Consider the following 12252-nt stretch of genomic DNA (forward strand, 5'->3'; position numbering starts at 1 on the left):
GGATGAGGATAAACCTATGTCGCGTGTTTGCGAACTGACCGGTAAAGGCCCGATGGTTGGCAACAATGTCAGCCACGCCAACAACAAAACCAAGCGTCGTTACTTGCCCAACCTGAACGATGTGACCCTGCAGTCCGAGACCCTCGGTCGCGGTGTCAAGCTGCGCATCTCTGCGCACGCCCTGCGTTCGGTCGACCACCGCGGTGGTCTGGACAAGTTCCTGGCAAAAGCCAAGGACGTCGAGCTTTCGGACCGCGCTCTGAAGCTCAAGAAAGAGATCGCAAAGGCCCAGGCAGCCGCCTAAGTCTTTGAGAAACCTTTACGGTTTTTTGTTCAGCCCCGTGGTCAGATCGACTGCGGGGCTGTTTCCATTTGTCGCGTGCGCTTTGCGGCGGCAGGGATTATATCGGGATTGATGAAAAGATTTGCGCGCCCCTTTGCCGGTGTTCTGCTGGCGCTGATGTTGGCCGTGACGAGCCTGTCGATGGCCGTCGCGCGCGGGCAGGCTGCGCCTGTGGGGACTATGGCCCTGTGTGCCGGTGGCGTCTTGCAGATCGTTCCCGTCGATGCCGACGGCCAGCCGACCGCCCCGGCGCATCTGTGCCCCGACTGCGCCTTGTCGCTGTTCGTGGGGCTTGGCGAAGGATTCGTCCTGACGGCCCCGCAAGGGGTTTGGCTTGCTGCGCCTGCCGAGGCCCGTTCGTCCCGGTCTGGCGGGCGTGTGGCCCCAAATGCCGTGGCACGGGGGCCGCCTTCCTTGGTTTGAAATCCCTTATTTTCAAATCAACGAAGGATAGACTGATGAAACCGACCTTTTTGATCGCGGGCGCTGCCCTGATGATGACCGCTGTGCCTGCGCTGGCCGATATCGTGGTGAAAGACCCCTATGCGCGCGCCGCCAACACCATGGCCGGTGCGGCATTCATGATGATCGAGAACACCGGCGATGCGGCGGACCGCTTGATCGACGCGCGCGCCGATGTGTCCAAGCGGGTGGAGCTGCACACGCACAAGGACATGGGCGACGGCATTATGAAGATGGTGCACGTGGAGGAGGGCTTTGCCATTCCGGCGGGTGAGACTCATGCCTTGGCGCGCGGTGGCGATCACGTTATGTTCATGGGGCTGAACGCACCGTTTGTTCAGGGCGAGAGCTTTGCGCTGACGCTGGTGTTCGAAAACGCCGGTGAGATCGTGGTGGATGTGCCCGTCGATCTGGAGCGCAAGCCGATGCACGGCGGTGGGATGAAGCACGGTGCGATGAATGGCGCGATGAAGCCGTCGAACTGATTTTCTAAATCAGGATTTGGGGAAGGGGGGCGCTGCCCCCCGGCCCGTTGGGCCTTCCCCCCGGGATATTTTTAAAGAGAAGAAGCGGTTAGAGAAGGGTGGCAACCCAGTCGGGGACGATTTGGCTGGCGGGGCCGATGTGGTGCTGGTGGAACGCGCGCGAGATGTCGGTGGCGTTCAGGTTGAGTTCCACGGTTTCGGCCCCGGCGTAGAGCGCCTCTTGGACGAAGCCGGCAGCGGGGTAGACCTGGCCCGAGGTTCCGATCGACGCGAAGAGCGTGCAGGTGGCGAGGTGATCGGCGATTTCGTCCATGTGGTAAGGGATTTCGCCGAACCAGACGATATCGGGGCGGGCGTTCGGGGTCTGGCAGTGGGGGCAGAGCGTGCTGCCGTCCATTTCCAGAGGGGCGGGCCAGCGGTGCGTGCAGGCGGCGCAGAGCGCGCTGTCCAGCTGGCCGTGCATGTGGATGGCGGTGCTGCCTGCCTTTTCGTGCAGCCCGTCGACGTTTTGGGTGACAAGGATGACCTCTGCCTTGCCGCTGTTTTGCAGTTTGGCAAGCGCGTGGTGGGCGGCGTTGGGCGTGGCCTGTAGGCTTTGGGCGCGGCGGGCGTTGTAAAAGCCGTGGACCAGCGCGGGGTTGCGGGCGAAGCCCTGAGGCGTGGCGACGTCTTCGATGCGGTGCTGCGCCCAGAGGCCGCCTTCGTCGCGAAAGGTGCCAAGGCCGCTTTCGGCGGACAGCCCTGCGCCGGTGAGGATGACGATCTTGTCCATGTGGTCTTGACCCTTTGTGCGTGCGCCGGATAGGCGAGGGGGATGACCTATCGTATCCTATTCGTTTGTCTGGGCAATATCTGCCGGTCGCCCTCTGCCGAAGGGGTGGTGCGCGCAATGGCGGAGCAGCGCGGCGTGGATGTGGAACTGGACAGTGCGGGCACCGGGCGCTGGCACATTGGCGAGCCGCCCTATGCGCCGATGCAGGCGGCGGCACGGGCGCGCGGGTACGATCTGTCGGAGTTGCGCGGGCGGCAGGTCTCGCGCGGGGATTTCGCCGCCTTCGACCTGATCGTGGCCATGGACGGCGACAACCTGCGCGATTTGCGGGCGATGCAGCCCAAGGCGGGCGGGGCCGAGCTGCGCCTGTTCACCGACTATGCGCCGCAGGCCGGGGCCGATGAGATCCCCGACCCCTATTATACGCGCGACTTTGACGGGACGCTCGATCTGGTCGAAGTCTGCGCGCGCGGCTTGCTCGATCAGCTGTAGATTTGCTTGGCGACCAGCCAAGACACCGGCAGCGCAAGAATCGCGCCCGCGGCGGCGGCCAGAAGGATCGGCATCAGCGTGCCGTAGCCTGCGACCAGAACGGCGATGACGCCTGTCCCGGCAAGGGTGGTCGAGATTAGCGAAAAGAGAATGCTAGCAAGGCGAAACATGGTGCCCTCCGAAGGTTGATGCGCCAAACATATAGGTGACGGAATGTGTGCGCTTTGATCTGGCTCAGATTTACGGCAGCGACGCGAGGGAACCTGTCAGTTTTGCTTGGTTTCGGTTTGGTTTGCTTGAACCACGTGGCAAAACCCACATACCAATCGGTCAAATTTCTAAGCTTGGGTGATTTTGATGAAACCGTTTTCGCTTTTTGTGGCGGGGATGCTGGTTCTGTCGGCGTGCGATACCGCGCAAGTGCCGCAGCCCGGTGCCGCCGAACCAGAGATCAGCTGCCGGACGCAGCCGGGGTGCGCCTTTGATCGCGCGCCTCTGCGGGTGCTGAACGAGCCGGTGACGATCCCCAGGCGCGCCTATACCTTTTTCCCCACGGCGCAGAGCTTGACCTTTGTGGACGCGACTGGGCGGCAGTGGTTTGCGCCGCCGCGGACGTTGACCGATGGCGCGTCCATCCCGCCGATGTTCGTTGAAATCGTCGGGGATCCGACCTCGCCCGAGTTCATCAATGCCGCCGCCATGCACGACGCCTATTGCGGGATCGGCAACGAGGAAGGCTCGCGCTTTCACCAAGCGCTGTGGCAGGACGTGCACCGCATGTTCTATGACGGGCTGATCGTCGGCGGCACGAACGAGACGACCGCCAAGATCATGTTCGCCGCCGTCTGGCTGGGCGGGCCACGCTGGGCCGGGCCGGGGCGCGCTGCACGTGTGTCGACGCAGGGGCCGGCCTTGGGCGCGCGGGCGGGTTATGTGCGGACGCTGGATCACATCCCGGTGTCCGAGCGGCAGTCGATGATGCGCCAGACCAAGGCCTATATCCAGCGGGCCAACCCGACCCTGCCGCAGCTCGAAGGCTATTTGAACAGGATCGAAGCGCAGACGCTTGCGCGGTTCCCGCTGGTCGATGCCAGTGAGGAAGAGGCGCATCACGACGACGATTATGCCTATGACGACACGGCCTATGATGACACGACCGCTGCCGGTGGGACGACCGACGCAGGTGGGACCAGCACGGCCGGGGGCGTGATCGACACGCCGGTGGTGACCGATCCGGGCGATCTGCTGCTGGACCCGTCCACGGGCTGCGTGGGCGATCCGACCGGGGTCGACTGTTAACGGCTAGAGGCTTTCCAAAGCGCGGGCAAAGACGGCGGGGTCGGTGTTGCCACCGGAAATCGTGGCGATCACCGCATCCCCCTGTAATTGCGCTCCATGGAACAGGGCACCGGCCAGCGCAACCGCGCCGCCGGGTTCGGCCACCACCTTGAGATGGCGAAAGGCCAGCGCCATGGCCCTGAGGACCTCTGCGTCGCTGACCACGACGCCGGGTCCGCACAGGCGTTTGTTGATCGGAAAGGTCAGCGCGCCGGGGCGCGGTGTCAGGATCGCGTCGCACAGCCCGCCCGATTGCGTGGCATTGCCTTGGGGCGTGCCGCTGGCCAGCGAGCGCGCGGTGTCGTCAAAGCCTTCGGGCTCGGCGGGGCGGACGCGCAGGCCGGGCGCGCGCGCCTCTAACGCCAGCGCAACCCCGGCGGTCAGCCCGCCGCCGCCGCAGCACACCAGCACGTCGCCGTGGGTCACGCCCGCCTCGGCGGCTTGGTCTGCGATTTCCAGCCCGACGGTGCCTTGGCCCGCGATGACCTGCGCATCGTCATAGGGCTTGATCAGCGTCAGACCGCGCTCGGCCGCCAGCCGGTCGCCGATGTCTTCGCGCACCTCTGTGGCGCGGTCGTAGAGGATGACGTCGCCGCCAAGCGTCTTTGTCCCTTGGATTTTCGGGGCAGGGGCGTCGGAGGGCATGACAATCACCGCCGGGATGCCAAAGGCCCGCGCCGCCGCGGCCACCCCCTGCGCGTGGTTGCCAGAGGAATAGGCGATCACCCCCTTTTCGCGCACTTCGGGCGGCAGGGCCGAGACCGCCGCCCAGCCGCCGCGAAACTTGAAGCTGCCGGTGTGTTGCAGGCATTCGGCCTTGACCAGCACGCGCCGCCCGGCGATCTCGTCCAGCTGCGGCGCGCTCAGCAGCGGGGTGCGGCGGGCGTGGCCCTTTAGGCGGTCGGCGGCGGCGGTGATCATCTCGATATTCATGCGTGGGCTCCTTTGGCGGCATGGGATCGCGGGCGCGGCGCGGCGTCAAGCGGTCTTGTCCTCTTGTTCTTGCGGGCTGTGCGGGGCAGATTGCGCGGCGATGATCGAACGACACGCCGAAACCGACGGGCAGCGCAGCATGGCGCTGTATTCCCCCTGCGAGACCTACCGCTATGGGCTGGCGCGCCGCTGGAGCGATGGCCCCGAGGTGCTGTATGTGATGCTCAACCCCTCGACCGCGACCGAGATGGCCAATGATCCGACCATCGAACGCTGTCAGCGGCGGGCGGTGCAACTGGGGTTTGGCGCGCTGCGGATCGCCAATCTCTTTGCCTTTCGGGCGACCAAACCGGCGGATTTGCGCCGCGCGGCGGACCCGGTCGGGCCAGAGAATGCAACGCTTTTGAATGAATGGTCGGGGGCGGCGGATATGACCATCGCCGCCTGGGGCGCCCATGGCGCGCTGCTGGGGCAGGCGGCGCGGATTGCCCCTGTTTTAAAGGGGGATGTGCGCCATTTGGGCCTGACCAAGGCGGGTCACCCGCGCCATCCGCTCTATGTCTCCTACGATGTGACGCCGCTGCCGTGGACGTCGCAGGCACGCGCGCAACTGGCGATCTGACCCTTGGATCATTAACTTTCTAAGGGAATTTCATTTGCCGGGGCCGGGGGTTTGATGGATACTCGGGCGGTCTTTATCGTATGGGCGTAGGCTGATGTTCTTTCTCGCGGGTTTACTGGGCATGATGGCGTTGGGATCGGTTGCGATCGTCAGCACCTATTCGCCTGAGCTGGACGGGGATGCCGACGATCAGGCCGACACCCCCGAGGATGATCCCCAAGAGCTGGAGAGCGCCCCGACGGGGTCGTTGTTCGAGCAGATGGGCCTGATCAACATGCCCGTCGATGGCGCGGACGATGAGGTTTCCGAGGACATTCACCAACAGCCAGAGCCGGGCTCGATTGCCGTTGGCACGGATGAGGCCGACACCATGACCGGCACCGATGCCACCGACCTGATGGGCGGCATGGACGGTGATGATCTGCTGGACGGTGGTGCCGACACCGACGAGCTGCGCGGCGGCGACGGGGACGACACGCTGCTGGGCGGCGAGGGCGACGACAGCCTGCACGGCGAGGCCGAGGATGATGCCATGTATGGCGACGCTGGCGACGACACGCTGTTCGGCCACGAGGGCGAGGATTCGCTGTTCGGCGGCGACGGCGATGACGAATTGCAAGGCGGGTTGGATTCTGACGCCCTATATGGCGAAGGCGACGACGACGCGCTGCATGGCCGCGAAGGGGACGATACGCTGGACGGTGGTCTTGGGTATGACACGCTGTTCGGCGGCTGGGACAATGACCTGCTGAACGGTGTCGTGCGCGGCGCCGACGGCACCGACATTGACCAGATGGACTTTTTGAACGGTGGGGACGGTGACGACACCATCGGCACCGGCGCGGGCGACATCGTGTCCGGCGGGGCCGGGGCCGATGTTCTGGTGCTGGGCGATTGGATCGTGGATGAGGCCGCCGAGCTGGCCGATTTTGACAACGCCGAGGATCAGATCGTGATCGTCTATGACGACACCGACGGTGGCCCGGACCCAGAGCTTGAAATCCGCCCGATGGAGGGCGACCCAGAGCTGACCGAGATCCTCGTGGATGGCGTCGTGCTGACGGTCTTGCCGACCGAGGACGCCCCAACCATGGATCAAATCGTGCTGGTCGGCGAAAGCGCCGCGGGCGACATGGCCTTTGGCTAGCGGCGTTTACCACCGCGCGCCATTCCCCCTTTGCAAATTCCCCAGAATCGCGTAAGAGCGCGCATCCGCAATCGCGGATATCTCCACGGGCCTTGCTGGACGACATCCCGGCTTGTGCCATAACCCTTTGATCCGAAAGGAGACCCCGATGTCGATCACTGCTGAAGAAAAAGCACGCCTGATGAAAGAATTCGCCACCAAAGAAGGCGATACCGGTTCCCCCGAAGTGCAGGTCGCCATCCTGACCTCGCGCATTTCGACCCTGACCGAGCATTTCAAGACCCACAAGAAGGACAACCACTCGCGCCGTGGCCTTCTCAAGCTGGTCGCACAGCGTCGTAAGCTGCTGGACTACACCAAGGCAAAAGACGTGGCCCGCTACCAGGACCTCATCAAGCGCCTCGGCATCCGCCGCTAAGAGCGTTTTCCTCGACCGAGGGACAGGCGCCCGTCTGCATCACGCAGGCGGGCGTTTCCTTTTTGCCGCAGGCGACAAGCGTCGTTAACCCAATCGGTCCTTTCCAAAAGGCCCAAAAACCTGTATGGGCAGGCCACATCTGAGACGTGACGCCCGGACCCCGGCGCATGACATGATCGAGTAGGGGTCGGCGGCAATGGGGCCGCCATGCAATCGGAGGACCGGCAGGGGCCGGAGTGCCTCCAAGAGGATACATGATGTTCAAAGAAGTGAAGAAGAGCATGCAGTGGGGCGAAGAAACGCTCACACTGGAAACGGGCAAGGTTGCCCGTCAGGCCGACGGTACCGTGATCGCCACGCTGGGCGAAACGAGCGTGATGGCCAACGTCACCTTCGCCAAGACGCAGAAGGAAGGTCAGGATTTCTTTCCGCTGACCGTGCACTACCAAGAGAAATACTATGCCGCCGGTAAGGTTCCGGGTGGCTTCTTCAAGCGCGAGGCGCGTCCGACCGAAAAGGAAACGCTGACCGCGCGCCTGATCGACCGTCCGATCCGCCCGCTGTTTGTCCCCGGCTTCAAGAACGAAGTGCTGGTGATGTGTACTGTTCTGTCGCACGATCTGGTCAACGACCCCGACATCGTCGCGATGATCGCCGCGTCCGCCGCGCTGACCATTTCCGGCGCGCCCTTCCGTGGCCCGATCGCCGGTGCCCGCGTTGGTTTCGAGGACGGTGAATACGTCCTGAACCCGACCGTGGAAGACATGGACATGCTGCGCAACAACCCCGAGCAGCGCCTCGATCTGGTTGTGGCCGGCACCAAAGACGCCGTGATGATGGTCGAATCCGAAGCTTACGAGCTGACCGAAGACGAGATGCTGGGCGCGGTTCTGTTCGCGCATGAGCAGATCCAGCCGGTGATCGACCTGATCATCGATCTGGCCGAAGACGCCGCCAAAGAGCCGTTTGACTTCCAGGCACCGGATTACTCCGAGCTGTTCGAGGCGGTCAAAGCCGCTGGCGCTGACAAGATGAAGGCGGCCTACGCCATCACCGACAAGCAAGAGCGCGTCGCCGCTGTTGCCGCCGCCAAGGAAGACATCAAGGCCGCTCTGACCGAAGAGCAGCTGGACGATGCCAACCTCGGCTCCGCGCTGAAAAAGCTGGAATCGACGGTTCTGCGCTCTGACGTGGTCAAGAACAAGCGCCGCATCGATGGCCGCGCGCTGGACGAAGTGCGCCCGATCGTGTCGGAAACCGGCCTGCTGCCGCGCACCCACGGCTCTGCGCTGTTCACCCGCGGCGAAACGCAGGCGCTGGTCGTGTCCACCCTCGGCACCGGCGACGACGAGCAGTTCATCGACGCGCTGCACGGCAACTTCAAATCCAACTTCATGCTGCACTACAACTTCCCGCCCTATTCGGTCGGCGAAGTGGGCCGCGTGGGCTCCCCCGGTCGCCGCGAAATCGGTCACGGCAAGCTGGCATGGCGCGCGCTTCAGGCGGTTCTGCCTGCGGCAACGGATTTCCCCTACACCATCCGCATCGTGTCCGAGATCACCGAATCCAACGGCTCTTCGTCGATGGCCTCGGTCTGCGGCGGCTCGCTGTCGATGATGGACGCAGGTGTTCCGCTCAAGGCGCCGGTGGCCGGTGTGGCCATGGGTCTGGTGCTGGAAGATGACGGTGACTACGCGGTTCTGACCGACATCCTCGGCGACGAAGACCACCTCGGCGACATGGACTTTAAGGTTGCAGGCACCGAGAACGGCATCACCTCGCTTCAGATGGACATCAAGGTCGCAGGCATCACGCCCGAGATCATGAAAACCGCGCTGGCACAGGCCAAGGAAGGCCGCCTGCACATCCTGGGCGAGATGAACAAGGCTCTGTCTTCGGCAGGTGAGTTCAGCGTGCACGCGCCGCGCATTGAGACCATGCAGATCCCGACCGACAAGATCCGTGAAGTGATCGGCTCGGGCGGTAAGGTCATCCGCGAGATCGTGGAAACCTCGGGCGCCAAGGTCGACATCAACGACGACGGCATCATCAAGATCGCCTCGCCGGACGGTGAGTCCATCCAAAAGGCCTATGACATGATCCACTCGATCGTGGCAGAGCCGGAAGAGGGCCAGATCTACAAGGGTAAGGTCGTGAAGATCGTCGATTTCGGCGCCTTCGTGAACTTCTTTGGCAAGCGCGACGGTCTGGTGCACGTGTCCCAGATCGAAAACCGCCGCCTGAACCACCCGTCGGACGTGCTGAAAGAGGGCCAAGAGGTCTACGTCAAGCTGCTGGGCTTTGACGACCGCGGCAAGGTCCGTCTGGCCATGAAGATGGTTGACCAGGAAACCGGTCAGGAAGTCGAAAAAGAGAAGAAAGAAGAAACCGCCGAGTGATCGCGGCCTTCTTGAAGTGATGAAAAGGGCGTCTTTGCGGGCGCCCTTTTTGCATTTTGCCACTCGTTAAGGGTACGCAGCGTTTTTTGGGGAAATAAAGGGTTTCTTTACCCATTTAATAGACAGTTCAATGTGAGACTTAGCACGTAGAAGTTGCGATCCTTCGTCCACACTCACGGGATGCGTCGCAGGGCCTTGGCATTGGGATATGCCAAGGCCCAATCTTGGGGGCCGTTTCCTATTGCCTCGCTGGGGCGCGGCGATTACCCCGGCCTTATGCTTGTCTTGGAAAACATCATTTCTGATCGCGGGTCGCGCTATGCCGTGTCGGGCGGGCCATGTGCCAGTGCCGATGAGGCGGCGGCCTTCCTCAAGGAACTCAAACGCAAGAAGAAATTCGCCAAGGCGACGCATAACACCTGGGCCTGTCTGACCGATGAGGCGCCGCTCAAGAACGACGATGGCGAGAGCGGCGCGGGGATGGTGATCCTGCGGATGCTGGAGCGCGAAGGCGTGACCGGCGAGATCGTCGTGGTCACGCGCTGGTATGGCGGCAAGCATCTGGGCGGCGACCGGTTTCGCCACGTGCAGGACGCGGTGCGGATGTATCTGGACGCGCGAGCGTAGGCGCAGGGCAAAAAAAGACCGGGCACGAGGCCCGGCCACAGTCCAACAGGGAGGTGCATGTGATGACCCGCACATGCGACGGGAACTGTGTGTGTTTTCCCAAATCTAAAGGTGCTCGCGCAATGCGACTTTGATGTGAGTCAACCTAGGCGGCGAACGCTCTGGGTCAACGGGACCGCTGTACGGCGCTTGTTCTGCGAACATCGCCCCGCCCACCGTCCCGTTGTTGCAAGGGCCGCTTTAGGCCACCAGACGATAGCCCCCCGATTCGGTCACCAGCAGACGCGCGTTCGAGGGATCAGGCTCGATTTTCTGGCGCAGGCGATAGATGTGCGTTTCCAGCGTGTGCGTCGTGACCCCGGCGTTATAGCCCCAAACCTCGTGCAGCAGGGTGTCGCGGGGGACCACGCCTTCGGTCGCGCGGTAGAGGAATTTCAGGATGTTGGTTTCCTTCTCCGTCAGGCGAATCTTGCGCTCATCCTCGGTGATCAGCAGCTTCATCGACGGCTTGAAGGCGTAGGGGCCAACGGTGAACACCGCATCCTCGGACTGTTCGTGCTGGCGCAGCTGGGCGCGGATGCGGGCCAAAAGCACGGGAAACTTGAACGGTTTGGTTACGTAATCATTCGCGCCCGCGTCCAGCCCAAGGATCGTATCCGCGTCACTGTCATGCCCGGTCAGCATCAGGATCGGCGCTTTGACCCCTTGTTTGCGCATCAAACGGCACAGCTCGCGCCCATCGGTGTCGGGCAGGCCCACGTCAAGGATGATCAGATCGTAGTTCTGTTCCTTGGCGCGCGTCATGGCGGCCGCCCCGGTTTCGGCCTCGAAAACCTCAAAGTCTTCGGTCATCACCAGTTGCTCGGCCAGGGCTTCGCGCAGGTCGTCCTCGTCATCGACGAGCAGGATATTCTTGAGCTGGGGCATATCACGTTCTCCTGTGTTGCCTTTCCTGCCAGATGTGGACATTTTGCGCCTCCGGCAAGGAATGCTGCAAACGTTCACGCTCTCGTGTCCGAGGCGGGGAAATGTTACAGCAATTCCGCGAAATTGTAACCGAAAGGGGCGCGTCTTGGGCCTGAGAGCGGATCTGAACGAGACACTGGCGCGGGCGCGGGGCGACCTGCGGATGGGCGTGCCGGTGGTGCTGATGGGGCAGGCGGGGGCGGTGCTGGTGGCCAGCGCGGAAACCGTTGCGCCGGAGCGGATGGCGGCGATGGCGGTGCTGGGGCCGCTGGACCTGGCGCTGACCGGACGGCGGGCCGAGACGCTCAAGGCGGTGGCCTATGACACCGATGTGGCGCGGGTGATCGTCCCCGAGGGCGCGCCCTTGGCCTGGGTGCGGCAGTTGGCCGATCCGGCGGATGACATGGACTATCCCATGAAAGGCCCGCTTCAGACCCGGCGCGATGGCGATGCAGCGCTGCACCGACTGGCGCTGACCCTGTGCAAGGCCGCGCGCCTGTTGCCCGCCGCGCTTGTGGTGCCGGTGCCGTCGGATTTTGCCGCAAAACACGGGCTTGTACAGGTTCCGGCGGCCGAGGCAGCGCCCTTGATGCTGGTCCTGCCGCCCTTGGATCACGTGATTTCGGCCAAGGTGCCCTTGCGCGCCGCTGAAAACGCCCGCCTGCATATTTTCCGCCCCGAAGACGGCAGCGACGAGCATTACGCCATCGAAATCGGTCGCCCCGACCGCGAGGCGCCGGTCCTCGCGCGTCTGCACTCGGCCTGTTTCACCGGCGATCTTCTGGGCTCGCTGAAATGTGACTGTGGCCCGCAGCTGAACGCGGCGCTGGGGCAGATGGGGATCGAGGGCGCGGGGGTGCTGTTGTACCTCAACCAAGAGGGGCGCGGCATTGGTCTGGCGAATAAGATGCGCGCCTATGCCTTGCAAGATCAGGGCTTTGATACGGTCGAGGCGAACCACCGTCTGGGCTTTGAAGATGACGAGCGGGACTTTCGCCTTGGGGCGCAAATCCTTGAGGAAATGGGGTTTTCCGCTGTGCGGTTGATGACCAACAACCCCGCCAAGATCGCCATGATGGAACGTTGCGGCGTGCAAGTGGCCGAGCGGGTGCCGCTCAAGGTCGGTCTGTCCAAGCACAACGAACGCTACCTCGCGGTCAAGGCGGCCAAGTCCGGGCATCTGCTGTAGCGCCTTGGGTTGAAACCATAGCTTTTGCGCCCCATCCTTAGGCGCAAAGGAGTCGATCC

The 12252-nt window shown here is 63.4% G+C and carries 15 protein-coding genes; 11 read left to right on the top strand and 4 right to left on the bottom strand.

Annotation, left to right across the window (positions count from 1 at the left end):
• Window positions 1-16 precede the first annotated feature (16 nt).
• The 3 genes from rpmB (at window position 17) to B9A11_RS14650 (ending at window position 1290) form a co-directional block, all read left to right on the top strand.
• Window positions 17-304, top strand: a complete 288-nt coding sequence (rpmB, locus tag B9A11_RS14640; RefSeq protein ID WP_058247314.1) for a 50S ribosomal protein L28 — start codon at window positions 17-19, stop codon at window positions 302-304.
• Between the two features lie 111 nt (window positions 305-415).
• Window positions 416-766: a hypothetical protein gene (locus B9A11_RS14645; RefSeq protein WP_058247313.1), complete on the top strand. Its 351-nt coding sequence runs from the start codon at window positions 416-418 to the stop codon at window positions 764-766.
• Between the two features lie 35 nt (window positions 767-801).
• Window positions 802-1290 (top strand): copper chaperone PCu(A)C, encoded by a 489-nt coding sequence (locus tag B9A11_RS14650; protein WP_058247312.1) that lies wholly within the window; start codon window positions 802-804, stop codon window positions 1288-1290.
• Window positions 1291-1378: 88 nt separating this feature from the next.
• Here the strand turns inward: B9A11_RS14650 and B9A11_RS14655 are convergent, their stop codons facing one another.
• Window positions 1379-2062 (bottom strand): NAD-dependent deacylase, encoded by a 684-nt coding sequence (locus tag B9A11_RS14655; RefSeq protein ID WP_058247311.1) that lies wholly within the window; start codon window positions 2060-2062, stop codon window positions 1379-1381.
• A 42-nt stretch (window positions 2063-2104) separates the two neighbouring features.
• On the opposite strand from B9A11_RS14655, the gene B9A11_RS14660 reads away from it, so the two are divergent.
• Entirely contained in the window at window positions 2105-2554 is a 450-nt protein-coding gene (locus B9A11_RS14660) for a low molecular weight protein-tyrosine-phosphatase (RefSeq protein WP_058247310.1), read from the top strand.
• Here B9A11_RS14660 and B9A11_RS14665 read toward each other — a convergent pair.
• Window positions 2545-2724 carry a hypothetical protein gene (locus tag B9A11_RS14665; protein ID WP_058247309.1) on the bottom strand — a complete coding sequence of 60 codons (180 nt, stop codon included), beginning with the start codon at window positions 2722-2724 and terminating at the stop codon, window positions 2545-2547. The two genes, B9A11_RS14660 and B9A11_RS14665, sit on opposite strands and share 10 nt — an antisense overlap.
• A 187-nt stretch (window positions 2725-2911) precedes the next feature.
• Here B9A11_RS14665 and B9A11_RS14670 point away from each other — a divergent pair, with 187 nt between their 5' ends.
• Window positions 2912-3853, top strand: a complete 942-nt coding sequence (locus B9A11_RS14670; RefSeq protein WP_058247308.1) for a DUF1353 domain-containing protein — start codon at window positions 2912-2914, stop codon at window positions 3851-3853.
• A 3-nt stretch (window positions 3854-3856) separates the two neighbouring features.
• Here the strand turns inward: B9A11_RS14670 and B9A11_RS14675 are convergent, their stop codons facing one another.
• Window positions 3857-4825: a threonine ammonia-lyase gene (locus B9A11_RS14675; protein WP_058247307.1), complete on the bottom strand. Its 969-nt coding sequence runs from the start codon at window positions 4823-4825 to the stop codon at window positions 3857-3859.
• A gap of 100 nt (window positions 4826-4925) precedes the next feature.
• On the opposite strand from B9A11_RS14675, the gene B9A11_RS14680 reads away from it, so the two are divergent.
• From B9A11_RS14680 to B9A11_RS14700, 5 genes are all read left to right on the top strand, one after another.
• Window positions 4926-5447, top strand: a complete 522-nt coding sequence (locus tag B9A11_RS14680; RefSeq protein WP_058247841.1) for a DUF1643 domain-containing protein — start codon at window positions 4926-4928, stop codon at window positions 5445-5447.
• A gap of 94 nt (window positions 5448-5541) precedes the next feature.
• On the top strand, window positions 5542-6594 hold the full coding sequence (locus tag B9A11_RS14685) for a calcium-binding protein (protein ID WP_058247306.1): 1053 nt from the start codon (window positions 5542-5544) through the stop codon (window positions 6592-6594).
• A gap of 148 nt (window positions 6595-6742) precedes the next feature.
• Window positions 6743-7012: a 30S ribosomal protein S15 gene (rpsO, locus tag B9A11_RS14690; RefSeq protein ID WP_058247305.1), complete on the top strand. Its 270-nt coding sequence runs from the start codon at window positions 6743-6745 to the stop codon at window positions 7010-7012.
• 257 nt (window positions 7013-7269) lie between these two features.
• On the top strand, window positions 7270-9411 hold the full coding sequence (gene pnp / locus B9A11_RS14695; protein WP_058247304.1) for a polyribonucleotide nucleotidyltransferase: 2142 nt from the start codon (window positions 7270-7272) through the stop codon (window positions 9409-9411).
• 276 nt (window positions 9412-9687) lie between these two features.
• Window positions 9688-10038: a YigZ family protein gene (locus B9A11_RS14700; protein WP_058247840.1), complete on the top strand. Its 351-nt coding sequence runs from the start codon at window positions 9688-9690 to the stop codon at window positions 10036-10038.
• 240 nt (window positions 10039-10278) lie between these two features.
• On the opposite strand, the gene B9A11_RS14705 is transcribed toward B9A11_RS14700, so the two are convergent.
• Window positions 10279-10965, bottom strand: a complete 687-nt coding sequence (locus tag B9A11_RS14705) for a response regulator transcription factor (protein ID WP_058247303.1) — start codon at window positions 10963-10965, stop codon at window positions 10279-10281.
• A gap of 145 nt (window positions 10966-11110) precedes the next feature.
• Between B9A11_RS14705 and ribA the strand changes: the two genes are divergently transcribed.
• Entirely contained in the window at window positions 11111-12193 is a 1083-nt protein-coding gene (gene ribA / locus B9A11_RS14710; RefSeq protein ID WP_058247302.1) for a GTP cyclohydrolase II, read from the top strand.
• Window positions 12194-12252: the final 59 nt, after the last annotated feature.

It is taken from the genome of Tropicibacter naphthalenivorans (assembly GCF_900176475.1).
Taxonomy (GTDB): Bacteria; Pseudomonadota; Alphaproteobacteria; order Rhodobacterales; family Rhodobacteraceae; genus Tropicibacter; species Tropicibacter naphthalenivorans.